The 16,192-nt window shown below is 30.9% G+C and carries 18 protein-coding genes and 1 pseudogene; 5 read left to right on the top strand and 14 right to left on the bottom strand.

The window, feature by feature from the left end; genetic code table 11:
* Positions 1 to 19: 19 nt before the first annotated feature.
* A complete protein-coding gene (locus ISP08_RS04540) occupies positions 20 to 190 on the bottom strand; it encodes a hypothetical protein (protein WP_103295289.1) in 171 nt (56 codons plus the stop codon).
* A gap of 486 nt (positions 191 to 676) precedes the next feature.
* Here ISP08_RS04540 and ISP08_RS04535 point away from each other — a divergent pair, with 486 nt between their 5' ends.
* On the top strand, positions 677 to 1,717 hold the full coding sequence (locus ISP08_RS04535) for a C45 family autoproteolytic acyltransferase/hydrolase (RefSeq protein WP_195719482.1): 1,041 nt from the start codon (positions 677 to 679) through the stop codon (positions 1,715 to 1,717).
* Between the two features lie 90 nt (positions 1,718 to 1,807).
* On the opposite strand, the gene ISP08_RS04530 is transcribed toward ISP08_RS04535, so the two are convergent.
* From ISP08_RS04530 to ISP08_RS04520, 3 genes are all read right to left on the bottom strand, one after another.
* Positions 1,808 to 2,656 carry a DUF4097 family beta strand repeat-containing protein gene (locus tag ISP08_RS04530; protein ID WP_195719483.1) on the bottom strand — a complete coding sequence of 283 codons (849 nt, stop codon included), beginning with the start codon at positions 2,654 to 2,656 and terminating at the stop codon, positions 1,808 to 1,810.
* Entirely contained in the window at positions 2,653 to 3,213 is a 561-nt protein-coding gene (locus ISP08_RS04525) for an HAAS signaling domain-containing protein (protein ID WP_048793279.1), read from the bottom strand. The genes ISP08_RS04530 and ISP08_RS04525 overlap by 4 nt, the downstream gene beginning before the upstream one ends.
* Positions 3,214 to 3,300: 87 nt before the next feature.
* Positions 3,301 to 3,795: a hypothetical protein gene (locus tag ISP08_RS04520; protein ID WP_208456869.1), complete on the bottom strand. Its 495-nt coding sequence runs from the start codon at positions 3,793 to 3,795 to the stop codon at positions 3,301 to 3,303.
* A 165-nt stretch (positions 3,796 to 3,960) separates the two neighbouring features.
* Here ISP08_RS04520 and ISP08_RS04515 point away from each other — a divergent pair, with 165 nt between their 5' ends.
* Positions 3,961 to 4,521, top strand: coding sequence for a thioredoxin family protein (locus ISP08_RS04515; protein ID WP_195719485.1), 561 nt, complete (start codon positions 3,961 to 3,963; stop codon positions 4,519 to 4,521).
* 111 nt (positions 4,522 to 4,632) lie between these two features.
* Here ISP08_RS04515 and pmtD read toward each other — a convergent pair whose 3' ends face one another.
* The 5 genes from pmtD to ISP08_RS13020 form a co-directional block, all read right to left on the bottom strand.
* A complete protein-coding gene (pmtD, locus tag ISP08_RS04510; RefSeq protein ID WP_195719486.1) occupies positions 4,633 to 5,361 on the bottom strand; it encodes a phenol-soluble modulin export ABC transporter permease subunit PmtD in 729 nt (242 codons plus the stop codon).
* Positions 5,361 to 6,233, bottom strand: coding sequence for a phenol-soluble modulin export ABC transporter ATP-binding protein PmtC (pmtC, locus tag ISP08_RS04505; protein WP_195719487.1), 873 nt, complete (start codon positions 6,231 to 6,233; stop codon positions 5,361 to 5,363). The genes pmtD and pmtC overlap by 1 nt, the downstream gene beginning before the upstream one ends.
* Positions 6,234 to 6,444: 211 nt before the next feature.
* The gene (locus ISP08_RS04500; protein ID WP_048793284.1) at positions 6,445 to 6,627 is read right to left on the bottom strand and encodes an SE1626 family protein; all 183 of its coding nucleotides are present in this window, start codon (positions 6,625 to 6,627) and stop codon (positions 6,445 to 6,447) included.
* A gap of 115 nt (positions 6,628 to 6,742) precedes the next feature.
* Positions 6,743 to 7,759 carry a HoxN/HupN/NixA family nickel/cobalt transporter gene (locus tag ISP08_RS04495; protein ID WP_195719488.1) on the bottom strand — a complete coding sequence of 339 codons (1,017 nt, stop codon included), beginning with the start codon at positions 7,757 to 7,759 and terminating at the stop codon, positions 6,743 to 6,745.
* A 269-nt stretch (positions 7,760 to 8,028) separates the two neighbouring features.
* Positions 8,029 to 8,124 carry a Trp-rich small protein gene (locus ISP08_RS13020; RefSeq protein WP_394372063.1) on the bottom strand — a complete coding sequence of 32 codons (96 nt, stop codon included), beginning with the start codon at positions 8,122 to 8,124 and terminating at the stop codon, positions 8,029 to 8,031.
* A 202-nt stretch (positions 8,125 to 8,326) separates the two neighbouring features.
* On the opposite strand from ISP08_RS13020, the gene ISP08_RS04490 reads away from it, so the two are divergent.
* Entirely contained in the window at positions 8,327 to 9,619 is a 1,293-nt protein-coding gene (locus ISP08_RS04490; RefSeq protein WP_195719489.1) for an aminotransferase class I/II-fold pyridoxal phosphate-dependent enzyme, read from the top strand.
* A gap of 50 nt (positions 9,620 to 9,669) precedes the next feature.
* Here the strand turns inward: ISP08_RS04490 and ISP08_RS04485 are convergent, their stop codons facing one another.
* Complete coding sequence (locus ISP08_RS04485; RefSeq protein ID WP_195719490.1) at positions 9,670 to 10,137, bottom strand: bacillithiol transferase BstA; 468 nt, start codon at positions 10,135 to 10,137, stop codon at positions 9,670 to 9,672.
* Between the two features lie 726 nt (positions 10,138 to 10,863).
* Positions 10,864 to 11,334: a DinB family protein gene (locus ISP08_RS04480; protein ID WP_195719491.1), complete on the bottom strand. Its 471-nt coding sequence runs from the start codon at positions 11,332 to 11,334 to the stop codon at positions 10,864 to 10,866.
* A gap of 129 nt (positions 11,335 to 11,463) precedes the next feature.
* Here ISP08_RS04480 and ISP08_RS04475 point away from each other — a divergent pair.
* Positions 11,464 to 11,592: pseudogene (locus ISP08_RS04475) on the top strand (site-specific integrase); the annotation flags it as partial.
* Between the two features lie 57 nt (positions 11,593 to 11,649).
* Here ISP08_RS04475 and groL read toward each other — a convergent pair.
* A complete protein-coding gene (gene groL, locus ISP08_RS04470; protein ID WP_195719492.1) occupies positions 11,650 to 13,272 on the bottom strand; it encodes a chaperonin GroEL in 1,623 nt (540 codons plus the stop codon).
* Positions 13,273 to 13,325: 53 nt separating this feature from the next.
* Positions 13,326 to 13,610 (bottom strand): co-chaperone GroES, encoded by a 285-nt coding sequence (groES, locus tag ISP08_RS04465; RefSeq protein ID WP_048793290.1) that lies wholly within the window; start codon positions 13,608 to 13,610, stop codon positions 13,326 to 13,328.
* Between the two features lie 181 nt (positions 13,611 to 13,791).
* Between groES and mroQ the strand changes: the two genes are divergently transcribed.
* Positions 13,792 to 14,535 (top strand): intramembrane glutamic endopeptidase MroQ, encoded by a 744-nt coding sequence (gene mroQ, locus ISP08_RS04460; protein WP_195719493.1) that lies wholly within the window; start codon positions 13,792 to 13,794, stop codon positions 14,533 to 14,535.
* 30 nt (positions 14,536 to 14,565) lie between these two features.
* Here the strand turns inward: mroQ and ISP08_RS04455 are convergent, their stop codons facing one another.
* Complete coding sequence (locus ISP08_RS04455; RefSeq protein ID WP_195719494.1) at positions 14,566 to 16,185, bottom strand: SdrH family protein; 1,620 nt, start codon at positions 16,183 to 16,185, stop codon at positions 14,566 to 14,568.
* Positions 16,186 to 16,192: the final 7 nt, after the last annotated feature.

Genomic DNA, 16,192 nt, shown 5'->3' with positions numbered 1-16,192 from the left:
ACGTGTTCTATTTTTATAATTAATTATTAGCTTCAATATCTGATACAATTTCTTTTGTTTTACTTTCAATATCTTCAAAGTCTTTTTTGAAAATATAAGCAAATACTACTGCACCAACACCAGCTAAAAGTGATACAGTTAAGATTGTACCAAGTACAAATTTGATTAAACCTTTAATAAAATTCAACATTCTGATTCACCTCAATAATTTATTAACATCACTATCATTAATGATAGCATACTTAAAAGCATCAATAAAAGTATACCCATTATTAGAATATATATTCTAGTAAAAAAACATAACCTTCTATGATATGCTTAAACTATTAAAAGTATATTTCTGTTAAGGTATCATATCGAATACTTTACTTAGCATTTACATAATATCATAAATTGAAAAATAGCGATATTATTATTGATTAGGACATAACAAAAACGACTACTATAAAAGTAGCCGTTTGCTATTAATAAACTTTAGTTATTCCACCAAGTTGCAACTGCTGATTTAACTGCATCATAATAATTTCTCATAATATCACCTCAAAGAGTTAATAAATAATTTATCATTGATGTTAAGTTCATCATATTACACAACTATAAATAATTGCAATTAATATAAAATTACATTAAAGTTACAATTTTGTCATATCAAGTAACGATTGGAGCGTAGTTAATCATGCAAGATGTAAAATCAGACATAATGACTCATAGAGGTTCTCATTTTGATTTGGGAGTGAAAACTGCCCAATGGATGCAACAAACCCCACTCTTAAAAAATAGAGAGCAAGAATGGCGTAAGCGTATGCCACGCTTTGATATCAATATAAAAGAAACATATAATATATTCCAACTTTATGCGCCACACATATGGGAAGAAATTATGGGTATGCAAGAAGTATTAAATTTACCTACTCGCCAAATGCTATTAAATTTTGCACACTATCGTTTTACACCATTAAAAAATAGTGGTTGTACTGTCTTTCTTGGCAATGATTATATGGTTAGAAACTATGATTACCATCCGGCAACATACGATGCACGTTATTTGTTATTCCAACCAAATGATGGTGGTTTAGCACAAATTGGCCCTACTTCACGCGTTACAGGCCGTATGGATGGTATGAACGAAGCAGGATTAGTTATGGCTTATAATTTTATGCATCGTAAACATCCTGGTGACGGCTTCGTCTGTTATATGATTGGACGTTTAGTCTTAGAATATTGTAAGGACGTACCTGAAGCAATCCAATTATTAAAATCATTGCCCCATAGAAGTTCTTTCAGTTATATTGTGATGGATAAAAATTTAAATCACGCTATTGTTGAAGTAACACCTAGAGCTATAGATGTTAGATATGATAAAACATGTACGAATCATTTCAAATTGCTCACACACGAAAATAGAAACTATACAAAAGAATCGTCAGATCGCTTAGATAGACTCATTGCCCATTCACCAGAGCAATTCTCAAAATATGATGCGTTTAAACTTTTTAATAACCCTAATAACGAAATCTATAGCAAATTATTTAATAGTTGGTCTGGAACAATACATACTAGTGTGTATGAACCACAGTCCATGTCGGCTTGGATTGCTTTAGGTGAAAATAATCAACCAACACGCTTTAATTTCCAACATTGGTTAGACGGTCAATCACTTGAGCTGCAAAATTTCACAGGTCACATAGATACAGAGCTAACCTTTGCCACATATTAATTAAAACGCTTCTCTAGTCAACGAAATTAAAAACACTCCTTTTAAAGCACTACGCTACGCTAATGTGTGCTTTGAAAGGAGTGTTTTATATTATTTAATATGGATATTACCAGAATTCGTATAGAATTCTAAGACATTGTCGCTATTGCCAACTTTACCGTTTTTAAAATATTTATTATCTACTTGTACTTTACCATCATCAGGATTTAATTTTAGCAAAGTATCTTTAGGTTTCGTTGCATAAGACATGAGAATATTACCTTCGTTAGTCGATGCTTTAATGTCAGAAGTGCTTTTCATATGCGTCAATTTAATGTTGCTACGTTTGGATAATAACAGCGCACTTTTTAATAATGAATTTTTTACATTAATTTCTCTAGTTGTTTTAATATCACTATTTTTTATGACACAATCACGTATATATACCGGCGCAGATTTCGAACGGAATTTTAAGTTTTCGAACTGCGTATGCTTCACGTATAAACCGTCGCCACCATTATAAGTCGTTTTAATATTAACTTTACCTAAATTTAAGTCGCTAATATGAATTGTTTCCGAATTTAAATTCATGTTTAATGATTTTTCTTGCTGCTTAGGCACTGTAATAGTTAATTCACTATCCATTTTTCTAAATGGGTTAAAATTTAAACCGTAATGGTCTTCATTATTATTTATTTCGCTAATTTTTAAATGGCCATTGTGCTTATCAATTTTAATATCTTTCGTACCTTTATAACTGATTGATAAACGTTTACCATGTTTTACATTAACTTTCGCAAATTTCGTATTTACATTTAAAGAATTAATCGTTTTATGGTCAATATTTTCATGTGCTTTATTCGTTTTATTATCTTGCTTTTCAAATGTGAACCAGGAAATGCATGCCAGTGAAAAACAAATGACAAATAAAACCAATCCACTGATGAATAGCTTCTTCATTTAACTGCACTTCCCTTAATATTTTTTATGTTCCAGCGTAAATATTTTAAAATAATACGATAGACTAACTCGGCTAGTTTTAAAATTAATACAAATAACATGATACCTAACCCTGAGTATGAAAAGGCAAATAAATAATTACTGACAGCTAAACTTATGTTGCCATTAATTAACCCATGTACAATAAGTAAAACTGGTGAAATAAAAAATAACAAAGCGATTAATAACAATATAAACATAAAAAAGGCCACAAAAATCATAGGAATCAAAATAATAAGTAATGAGACAATGCCCATACCTAATGAAGCCATAATTGCTTTAAAGATAGTTTGCGCGTTTGTTCTATACTCAGCGTAGCTAATAGCATTTTGTGCCATGATTTCTTTTCCAATTATTTTTGGTGACTCTAATTCACCCATAATTTGATATTCATTTTTACCTTTTTGTTCTTCTTCAAAAAAATACTCTTCATACTCATACATTTTTTTATCCCTATCTTTTCTAGGTAAATGATTGAGTTCTTGTTCGAGTTCATTCAAAAAAGTAATTTTATCCATAACATACCAACCGCCGTTTAATTTTAGATTATATTGACTATGCTTATCTTACTAAAAAGTATAGTTGCTAGTTAATTAAAAAGGCTATTATTGTTTAAAAAGCTCAAACTTTTTAATTTTTTCGTTCTTAATAACCGCTGATAATTTGATACGATGCGCTTTGTCTACATAAATAATCAGTTTATATCCTTTACCCACTTTACGTTCGGTAAATTTACAACCTAACTTATGTTTAAGCACTTTAAACGAATCATTAATATGTAAGTTATCGATTGTTTTAATGTCTTGATCTTCAGTTAAAGTAATACCTATTACTTTATTAGATTTCTTAGAAACTTTAACTACCAAATTAGGATGATTTACTTTGTTGTAAAAAGTAAATCTATCAAGTTTTATTTTACTATTCTTTTCATATCCTGATTGTTGAAATTGATTACCTACAGCCATACCATCTATTTCAAACGATGATAAATCGGTAGATTTTTCGTCTTTTATATGTTGCCCTATTACTAAGCCAACGACACTCAGAACAAGAAAAATTATAAATATCATTATTTTGATATATAAATTTTTGTTCATCAATATTTCACACTCCGACCTTATAATTTTAATATAGCATAGCCCATTTTTAGTTGCATCTCTCAGCCTAATTCGTAAATTTAAAACGTTATTTTTTAAAAGTTTAATTAATTCCCCATAATATATTAATTTGCTATAATAACATCAATATCTAAAGGGGGTTACATAATGACAAACTTGAAAACTTATTTTAATGATAGTCAACCACTCAATGACTACATTGATCAAATGAGTGAAAATAAAGAAGATTTAATTACGATTTATAAATCATTTTCACTACCAGAAGACGATGATAGACTAACAAAAATTAAGTCATTAAATTATAGTAAAGTATTAGTTATAACGGAAGATTGGTGCGGAGATGCCATGATGAATCTCCCTATATTAAAAAATATTACTGAACAGTTAAACTTAGAGGTACGTGTTTTCCACCGTGATGACGATACGAATTTAATCGACCAATATTTAACGAATGGAACTGCACGTAGCATTCCAATTTTCGTCTTTTTAAATGACGACTATCAACAAGAAACGGTGTGGGGACCGCGTGCAAGACAAGCACAAAAATTTGTTGAAGAAAGTCGAGCGCATTTACCTTCAAAAGATGATCCTTCTTTTGAAGAAAAATCAAATGAAGTTCACGCTATTATCGCTAACCGTTATAAAACTGATTCCCAATTATGGAAAGCAGTTTATGACTCAATAGTAGAACAGTTACTTCATAAGTAACCTAGTATTGATATGCGTGACGCATAATATCATCTTTAGCGCATAATAACAATTAAAAGGCCCGTTAGATTAGTTAATCTAACGGGCCTTTTCTCCTATTAGTTGAAACTGTTAAATATCTTTTTTAGCAACGTAAAATAGATTGATAACAAATAATACTATAATTGACGCACTAGAGATAAACCACTGCCAATGAGTAAAAGTATAATTTCCAGAAGTCGTTTTGTCAGTTAAATAACTAAACGGTATATATTTAAGAGAATCTTGAATATTGTCACCTATTTTAGGAATCATAGGGATAAATGGTTCAGCAAAAGGTACGATAAATACTAAAATTATTCCTAATGTGAAAATCAATGCCGTTTTAGGCACAATTAATGAGAATAAATATAACAGTACGCCATAAAACAGATGGAACACAATGTAAAAAACTAATAGTTCGAAAAACTTGTTTGTTTCTACATTTTTGCCGTCACATATATTTTGAACTACTAAGACAAAAACAGTTAATAAAGCTGTCATGATTATAGCAATCAAAACAATAGAAATAACTTTTGCTATTAAGTAACCAATTCGGCTACCTTTTTTATTCATAAATAATTGAATTGTCCCTTGTGAAATATCACGAGTAATTGTTTTTATTACAAATAGTAAACCAACGATTGAGAAAAACCAACTACCAATAGATAAAATAGCATTACCGTTAACTTTATCTAGTTGTTGCATAAATAACGCTGTCATACCACCTAATGCAAGATAAGTTAAGACAATTGCCAAATATGTAAGTGGACTTTTCAAAATACTATAGATGTCATACTTTACCAATTGAATACTGTTCATTATTGGCCACCTCTCTGGTTGATATTAAAGTAAGTATCACGTAGCGAGCTCTTACGTGTTTCAATATAAGTTGGATAAACATCAATACTCGCTAAACCTTTTAATAATGACTGATAACTATTTTGTACTTTTAATATAATTTCATTAGTAGTTTGGTCTGACTGAATGAAATCACTATGGTCACTAATATAAGATAGAGTTTTTTCAAAGTCTGCAGCTTCTACTTTTACTACAGTAGAATCAGAAGTAGTACCCTGCTTCATATTAACGTCTTGAACAAAATGCCCATCTCTTAAAAATATTGCTCTATCACAAATCAACTCGATATCTTCTAATTTATGACTAGAGATAAGAATTTTCATATCTAAATCATTTACTAAGGATTGGATCGTAGTCAACACATCAATTGAGCCATCTGGATCCATACCGTTCGTTGGTTCATCCAATATTAAATACTTTGGTTTATTCATTAAAGAAACTGCGATTGCAAGTTTCTGTTTCATACCCATCGAATATTTTTTAACTTTTTTCTTAATATATTCACGCATACCAAATGCATCTATTATGCGATTGGCATATTGTTTATCAAACCCTTTACCTAAAACTTGAGCAAATAATTTCAAGTTATAAAGACCTGATTTGTTGTTATATAACTTTGGATGTTCGATTAAATAACCTATATTTTCATCTCTGGCAATATCAACTTTACCTTTGTAATTAATAATATTACCATTCATAACTTTCATTAAAGTTGTTTTACCAACGCCGTTTTTACCTATTAAACCTACAATTTTACTGTCTTCAAAATCAAATTCAATATGATCTAAGACATTGTTACTACCATAGGTTTTAGTTATATCCTGCAGCTTCATAAGTTCCTCCTCGACACAATGATTTAGTATTTAACACAGTTCACTATTATAGATTAAATCTCAATAATTTCAAATGTACAATTAAAATTTATTTAAAAATTAATAGAACAACATACATTTTAAATATGAAGTTTAACTAGAACTACATACTATCATAAAAAATAGTGCTAGTAATACAGAAGTCATATCTTCTATACCATTAGCACTAAATTTACTTTTTATTTCGTTCTTTAAGTCGATCATTTCTTCTATTTATAAAAGCACAAATCATAAATAGAATTGCAGCTATAAGCAATTTTATCCCTGAAGATTCATTGCCAGTAGCTTGTAAATAAAAACCAGCTATAAAGACTACAATAGCAATGATGACAAATATTTTAGTTAGATGCTTCACTTTACTCACCTCGGTCACTTACATTTTATCAAAAATAACATCTTTTTTAAAATTTAGTAAATGACCAGCTAGTACACTAATCAATAACTATCGCGTATAAAAACTGAACTAATAATTATTTTGACCAATTATTTTCAAAATTGCCGATTTTCCAAACTAATGTAGAAATTAGCCATGCAATAATAAATAATACAACTAAAATATAACCTAAATAATCAAATTTAATTGCTTGCACATTAGACCAAAAGGCATTATTTAAATGTAATTTATCTGCAGTCATTTGCAACAATTCTATACTCCCAATAATTAATGCTGCAATGACCGATATAGCTGTAATTGTAATATTATAGAAAATCTTTCTTATTGGATTTAAGAATGCCCAATTATAAGCTGATTTCATCATTATTCCATCTAATGTATCCAGTAAACTCATACCCGCTGCAAATAAAATAGGTAACGCTAAAATGCCTATAAATGGCAATGCTTGTTGTGAAGCACCAGAAGATAAAGCTAATAAGGCAATCTCACTTGCCGTATCAAAACCAAGACCAAATAAAAATCCTAATGGTAAAACATGCCAACTTTTGCTAATGAGTTTGAAATACGGTCCAACAAATCTTGTTATAAACCCTCTAGCCGCTAATAACTCATCAATTTTTTCATTCTCAATATATTGATGACGTAGCTTTATAAATAATTTAATTAACGACACTAAAATAATTAGATTCAAAATGCCAATTAACAATAAGAATGTACCTGACACAATGGTGCCTACTGTACCACCTATATCTTGAAAATGTGGTAATTCTTGCTTTGCCCATTTTACTGAAATTCCTAATAACACAGCCATGAGGAACACCACAGACGAATGACCAATTGAAAAATAAAACCCTACCCCTATTGGATTTTTACGTTGTTGAATTAGCTTACGCACTGTATTATCAATCGCAGCGATATGGTCTGCGTCAAAGGCGTGCCTTAAACCTAAAGTATATGCCAGAAGACCCATACCTACTATAATCGGATGTGCTTTCCCCATTATCCATAAAGCGCTAAAACCCACAACATGTAATAGAATGACTATCAATATATAAGGCAACCAACTTTTATTATACCGACCCAAAAACTTCACACTGTTACCAACTCTCTATAGCATTTCTTAATTAATTAAAAATTATATATTAAAGAATAACATTATTGTATAACTTGAAAACAACCGTTAACAAGTATTACTAATGAATAAAAAGATACATAATTTAAAAAGTGTACATTAAAACTTATAGCAAATTAATTGTTTGCACTAGCATAGAAGTAATGCTACACTAAAAATGTATCCACAGATTATACTACACAAACCCCAAGTCTGATTGCGCCAGACTTGGGGTTTTTTGTGCAAGGCCACTACTTATCTTTCCATTTGTTTTCTAACCAAACTCGAAAAACAACTAGCACACTCCCTGATAATAAAGTTGCCATTGCATCTTGCCACCACGTCATATACTACACCTCCTACAAAATTTGACATGCAGGATTTCGATGGCCTATCCATATTCTAACATAAAAAACAGAACGTATGTTCGTATTTTTATCTATAAATTCTATTTTTTTGAATTAAATAGTGTGAAGACTTTAACTTTAATTCATTTCAAGATAATATAAGTAATGAGAATGAAATAGTAAAAGAGAGGTTGAGTCCAACATGAATCCTTTAGCTTTAGACTTAAATGAACAATTATCTAATGCAAAGCCAGAAATCGCGGATATGTTATCTGATCTTGGTAAATTAATGTATTATCCAAAAGGTATCTTATCACAATCCGCTGAAGCTAAATCAACACAATATAATGCTACAATCGGTATGGCTACCTATAAAAATAGTAAAATGTATGCTGATACTTTAAGTGATGTGTTTAATCATTTAGAACCTGACGATATATTCCCTTATGCTCCACCTCAAGGTATAGAACCATTACGTGACTTATGGCAACAAAAGATGTTAAAAGAGAATCCTGATTTATCACAAACATCAATGAGCCGCCCTATATTAACGAATGCTTTAACGCATGGTTTATCACTTGTTGGAGATTTATTCGTTGATAGCCAAGACACTATCCTTTTACCAAAACACAACTGGGGTAATTATAAATTAGTCTATTCGACAAGACATGCAGCTGAAATACAGACTTATTCAATCTTTGATGATGAAGGTCATTATTCTACAAAATCATTAGTAGAAACGTTAGACAATTACAATCAAGAAAAAGTTATTTTAATTCTTAACTACCCTAATAACCCAACTGGTTATACGCCTACTAAAGACGAAGCTAAAACTATCGTAGAAGCGATTAAAAACTTAGCACAAAGAGGCACTAACGTTATAGCTGTCGTTGACGATGCTTATTATGGTTTGTTCTATGAAGATGTATTTACTCAATCATTATTTACACCATTAACAAACTTACAATTAGATAATTTATTACCTATTCGTTTAGACGGTGCTACAAAAGAATTTTTCGCTTGGGGGTTACGTGTTGGTTTCCTAACTTTCGGATTACATGATGAAATTTCAAAATCAGTATTAGAAGCCAAAGTAAAAGGACTTATAAGAAGTAATATATCGAGTGGTCCAATGCCATCCCAAAGTGCTATCAAATACGTTTTAGAAAATAACGAAAAATTTGATCAAGAAATTCAGCATAATATAGATGTATTGGAAGCACGTTACAAAGTAACTAAAGAAGTAGTCTATGATGAAAAATACGCAACATCTTGGCAACCATATGATTTTAACTCTGGTTATTTTATGGCTTTAAAAGTTCATGGTGTTGACCCAGAACAATTACGTGTACATCTTATCGAGCAATATTCTATTGGCATTATCGCACTTAACGATACTGATATTCGTATAGCGTTTAGTTGCGTAGAAAAAGACGATATCCCTCATGTATTTGATGCTATTGATAAAGCAATAAAAGATTTACAAAATGCTTAAATAATATAGCACAAGCGCTTAATGGCTATAGACCATTAAGCGCTTGTTTTTTATCTTTCTGATTTTAAAACTCTTGTCATTTCTTCGATTTTACCTGCATGCAATGGAATATGAATTGCATTTAAAGTGAGTAATTCGTCTAATGTATTACAACCAGCAATTGTCTCAGACAATTCTTGTTCTAATTGAACGTCAGTTAAATTTCTAGCACGGTCAGGTAAGGTTTTAATATTGTTAATGATTTCATCAATAGATGGCACGTCTGCATCGTTCCAATCTTTAGGACTAGAACCATAGCCAAATAAACTTGAATATAATGCAATATCTACTTCATTTTGTTCACATAATGATAAGGCTGATTCGAAAATAGTTAACACATGACCATATTGCCAATGTAATGTGTTTGGAAATACCTCATTTTGATTATCAAGAACCTCTTCTACTCCCCATTTATCATAAACAGATACTAGATAATTCACACCCATATCGATTACATCAAAAACTGTTTTTTTCGTCATAACCTCGTCATCGTCCTTTCTTTAATTAGTAATTTTAAATAATACTAACTTACTAATCCAATTCTACATCAAATAACTTTATTTTACCTTTTATAGAGTTTATATTTTTGTAAATTTCAATAATCATAATTTTAATTAAATCAAAAACCTATTATGTTAATATCTGAAATAAATGAAAAGTATCGATAAAAACGACGATTAATAATATATGTACGCCCTTCTATGCTGCTAGAAAGTTTTGCCATTTAGTTTATGAAATTCGTTTTAGTATAGTACAATAAAAACGAAATATATAAGCTTAAACTTATCGACATGCTATGAGTCATTTTCGAGTTTGCCCTACATATAAATTTGGGGAGGTAATGTAATGATTTTACTATTATCAATATTATTGGTATTAAGCTTTATATTAGTAATTTTTAACACATATAAATATTTTCTAAGTTACTACGGTCGCAACTCAAATAATTTATACTGGCTAATAGGCTCGTTATTGTTATTAATAGTAGTCGGTATATTATTACTACAAATCATTTAGAGCTACCTTTGCAGTTCTAATTAGGTTATGCCTCTGTATATAAGTCGTAAATAAGTTAAAGCAAAAACGGAAATATAAAAACTATTAAAATTTAAACTAAACATGAAATGCATAAAAAGACGCGCTCTAAAGTAATGATTACTTTAAGGGCGTCTTTTTATTTTAATATGATCGCATATGATTCATTTTTAATCTAAATTATCAATCATAGATTTTAATAAGACAATTTGGCCAAAGTGTCGATTAATATGCAAAATTGCAAAGTGAATAGACTGGTTAAAATCCTCCATATAAACGTCTATATTTTTAAGTTCAATTGGTTCTTCTCTAGTCTTTGTTAATTGTTCTTCTAAAGCATTGAATATTTTATCGAATTGATTATCTAATAATAATTTTAATTCATCAAAAGATGGTTCGCCCCCATCAAAGTCGTTTGGAGAAGTCCCCCATAGGAAATATTTTGCAGCAGGTTGCGCTAACGCCTTTTCTCCATTAATTGTTTCAAATATTAAAAAGTCATTCAGTAATATTATATGACCTAATTGCCACTTAATATTGTTATTAGAAGTATCGGGTTGAAATGTAGCTTTCTTTTCATCAATATCTTTTAAATGTTGTTTCAATAAATTATATGACGCTTGGTATTGTTCTCTAATCATTTATATGCTCCTCCACTAATTGTAATTAATTATTCACACTATCATTAATTACAATTTATTCAAAATACTAATACTCACACTTCAAGATTCGTAAACTATAGTTAAACTCTAACGTTTATGCATTGATTTAGAGAAATACAAGAACGAAATATAACAGCCAATCTGAACATCTACTTTAAAATCCCGGATCCATATAAAAAAGACGCTTCCCAAAAGTTCAGTCAACTTATGGAAAACGTCTCAAAAGAATTGCTTTAAAATTTTATAACCTTATAACAATATGAAATGCTGTTATATCATTGTTCGTAAGTTATTTTACATCATACCTGGCATGCCGCCCATGCCTTGTTGTGGGTCGTTGTCATCTTTATCAGGAATGTTCGCTACAACCGCTTCAGTTGTTAAGAACATTGCTGCGACACTTGCTGCGTGTTGTAATGAAGAACGCGTTACTTTTGTTGGATCAACAACACCTGCATCAAGCATGTTTACCCATTCATTTGTAGCTGCATTATATCCAACACCTACTTCAGCGTTTTTAAGTCTTTCAACAATAATTGAGCCTTCAAGACCAGCATTTTCAGCAATTTGTCTTACCGGTGATTCTAATGCTTTTAAGACAATATTAATACCAGTCGCAATGTCGCCTTCAGCTTCAATAGCATTAACTTTATCATAAATGTTCATAAATGCTGTACCGCCACCTGCTACAATGCCTTCTTCTACCGCTGCTCTAGTAGAGTTTAATGCATCTTCAATACGTAATTTACGTTCTTTAAGTTCAGTTTCACTCGCAGCACCTACACGAATAACTGCAACGCCACCTGCTAATTTAGCTAAACGTTCTTGTAATTTTTCTTTATCAAATTCTGAATCAGTTTCTTCGATTTGTGATTTGATTTGGCTTACACGAGCATCAATACTGTTTTGGTCTCCGTCACCATTAACGACAGTTGTGTTGTCTTTAGTAATTTCTGCTTTGCTAGCAGTACCTAACATGTCTAATGATGCTTCTTTAAGTTCTAAACCAAGGTCATCAGTAATAACTTGTGCACCTGTTAAGATTGCTAAGTCTTCTAACATTGCTTTACGACGATCACCAAATCCTGGTGCTTTAACTGCTACAGCAGTGAATGTACCTCTCATACAGTTAAGTACGATATTTGTAAGTGCGTCACCTTCAACTTCATCTGCAACAATTAAAATTGGACGGTTAGATTGCACGACTTGTTCTAATAAAGGTAAAACATCTTGGAATGAAGAAATCTTTTTGTCTGTAATTAAAATATATGGATTTTCTAATTCTGCTACCATTTTATCTGAATCAGTTACCATATATGGAGATTGGTAACCTCTATCAAATTGCATACCTTCAACAACTTCTAATTCAGTATTAAAACCATTAGATTCTTCGATCGTAATAACCCCATCGTTACCAACTTTTTCCATTGCTTCAGAAATATATTTACCAATTTCTTCATCAGCAGCAGAAATAGAACCTACTTGCGCAATTTCGTTTTTATTTTCGACTTTTTGAGAGATACCGTGTAATGCTTCGATTGCAACTTCAACGGCTTTGTCGATTCCTTGTCTAATACCTACAGGGTTCGCACCACTTGTAACGTTTTTCAAGCCTTCTTGAATCATCGCTTGTGCTAACACTGTTGCAGTCGTCGTACCGTCACCTGCAATTTCATTTGTCTTATTAGCTACTTCTTGAACTAATTTCGCACCCATATTTTCATATGGATCTTCTAGTTCTATTTCTTTAGCAATCGTAACACCGTCGTTAGTGATTAATGGTGAAGTATATTCTTTATCAAGTACCACATTTCGGCCTTTTGGACCAATCGTTACTTTTACTGCATTTGCTAGCTTATCGACACCACGTAACATTGCTTGACGTGCGTCTTCTGAGAATTTCAAGTCTTTTGCCATAATTTATTAAACCTCCGTGTTGTCATTCTTATATTTATGCTTCAAATTTTCTATTATTCAATAACAGCTAAAATGTCATCTTCATTTAAAATTAAATAAGTATCATCACCGCGTTTAACTTCTGTACCCGCATATTGTTGGAATACAACGTTATCGCCTTCTTTTACTTCAGGAGCAACTCGTGTACCATTTTCTAGTAAACGGCCTGCACCAACTGCAATTATTTTTCCTTCATTTGATTTTTCTTTAGCGCTATCTGTTAAGACAATACCACTTTTTGTTGTTTGTTCTTGTTCCACTTTTTCAATAATTACTCGGTTACCTAATGGTTTTAACATTAATTGTTCCTCCTTATGTTTCATAACATTTAGCACTTATCTATCTAGAGTGCTAATACAATTTTTATAATAATCAAAATTGGTCAATATTTCAAGCGAAAAGTATTTCATTATGATTTATTTTGTATAGCTTAGCTATTTAAGCTAAAATGGATTATATTAATATTTTTGGAGGTTCACAATGTCACGTTTATGGGTATCCATATTCACCTTAGTTCTTTATGGACTTGCACAAGTTGGTCCTATTATTTTAAAAGCTGCAGGTGTTTTCAATAGTTTTAGTAACAAATCACAGGCGTATGCAATAATTTTTAGCCAAGTTATCTTATTTATTCTTGCAGCTATTATAATTACATTTTTACATAATACAATAGCTAATCCAACTAAATTAGAGTTACAAACCAAAGAGCGTAAAAGATATATTGTCCTATGGGCAATTGTTGGTTTTTTCATAGTTATGATTTACCAAGTCATTGCTGGTGCTATTAATATATACGTTTTGGGTGCACCAAAACAAAGCCCCAATACTGAAAGAATTATGGAAATCGCTAGGAAAGTGCCACTATTTATCATCTTAATTTCTGTAGTCGGCCCTATTCTCGAAGAATATGTCTTCCGTAAAGTTATCTTTGGCGAATTGTACAATATCATCAAAGGCAATAAAACTTTAAAATTTATTATTGCTGGCGTAGTTAGTGCAACACTATTTGCTTTAGCACATAGTGACCCTTCTTTCTTTATTATTTATTTTGGGATGGGCTTAATTTTTGCTGGATTTTATGCTTACACTAAGCGTATTTGGGTCCCTATACTCATTCACGTATTTCAAAATGGTCTAGTAGTAATTATTCAAGTATTGGTCGGACCTGAAAAAATTAAAGAAATGCAAGATGCAACTTCATTTATTGTTCATTTTATTAATTAAAAAAACCTCTTAAATAATCCGCTATTTGGATTATTTAAGAGGTTTCTTTCTATTAAAATATCTATCTCTAGTTACTTTGACGAAATATGCAATAATAGTGCCAACAAAAATAATAACCATAGTAGCTATTAAAGCAAATAAAGCACGTTCAAATTTCAAATTATTGTCTTGTGCTGCACTCTCTTTTTTAGTCGTAGTTAATTCGTTCTCATCACTTTTTTCATACTCATATGAGCCTTGAGATTTATTTTCTTTTGGTGATTTTAAATCAGGCATAGAACCTATCTCACCCGTGATTAAAGCCAAGACTTGTTTGTCTAAATTTTTGTAATATGTGTCAAATTTAATTGGATTAAAATATTGGAATTTAAAATAATTAGTTCCTCGTTGTAACGCATTTAAATATGAATTATCATCAAAAGATTTTTTAGATACCACTTGATCAATTTGATTTTCAGAAACGCGTTGCTTATCTTTGTCTAAACTTTTCACTTGGCTGACAACATATGGATTATATTTAAACGAACCCGGCGCTACTTTTTGGAACTTATTCATAACGTTATCATCATTATGTTGATTGTTAGTTTGCGCTTCATTATTATAATTATCCGTTTTGTTAGCAAAGTTGTTTTGGTTATTAACGCTATTGTTATTTTTAGGAGTTTGATTATTGTTATTATTATTCCAATAATAATAGTGCTGATTATTATTTTGATTTCTATTCACTTGTGGTCTGTTATTATCCACATTGTAAGAGTTATTTTTATTATCATTACGATAAGTGTGATTATTATTGGCACCATTATAATATTGATTATTATTTGGTTTAGTATTGTTGGCATTATATCCTGAACCTGTTTGCCAACTATAATGATAATAGGATTGGTTATTATTTGAATTATTGTTAGTTTGGTTACTATTCATGCCACCATTATTGTTTGGTTGTTGGTTTTGAGGGCCGCCACCTCCAGAACCGCCATATTGATTTGGCGCAGAATAATTTCCTGTATTATTGCCAGGGTTAGGATAATAGCTCCCATTAGTGCCATTTGTATTACCACCTGTATTATTGGTATTACTTCCGTTTCCTGTACCATTACCTTCAGAGTTATTATTCGTCGGCGCGCCGTTACCAGAACCGCCCCCAGAGCCACCACCTTTTGTAGTGCCACTATCATCGGTATGATCTTCATCTTTTGCCGGAAAATCTTTTGGGTCTTTATTATTTTGAGCATCGTCTTGTTTCTTATCTTCTGATGTATTGTCGTTGTCATCTGAATTATCTTCTTTATTATCTTGATTGTTAGTAGTATCATCTTGCGAACTGTCAGATGAATTATTATCCGTATTATTTTCTGTCGTATTATTATTTATATCGTCTTGTGTTTTACTATTATTTTCTTTGTTATTGTTAGTCGAATTATTAGCATCTTCATTTTCGTTATTATTATCTGCTTGTTGTGATTCATTATCTGTTGAAAATGTAGATACTTCTTCATTGTTAGCTTCACTATCTGTCGTCTCGTTACTTTCATTAGTGTTAGTTGATAATGACTCTGTTGCACCGTGTATAGGTGAAGTGAACATTGATACACTTAAGCATAATGCAACACTTGAAGTCATTAATTTTTTACGCTTATTATATTTCAACTTAATC

This window comes from Staphylococcus lloydii (genome assembly GCF_015775975.1).
Classification (GTDB): Bacteria; Bacillota; Bacilli; order Staphylococcales; family Staphylococcaceae; genus Staphylococcus; species Staphylococcus lloydii.
This window is presented reverse-complemented; position numbering and strand designations above follow the sequence as displayed.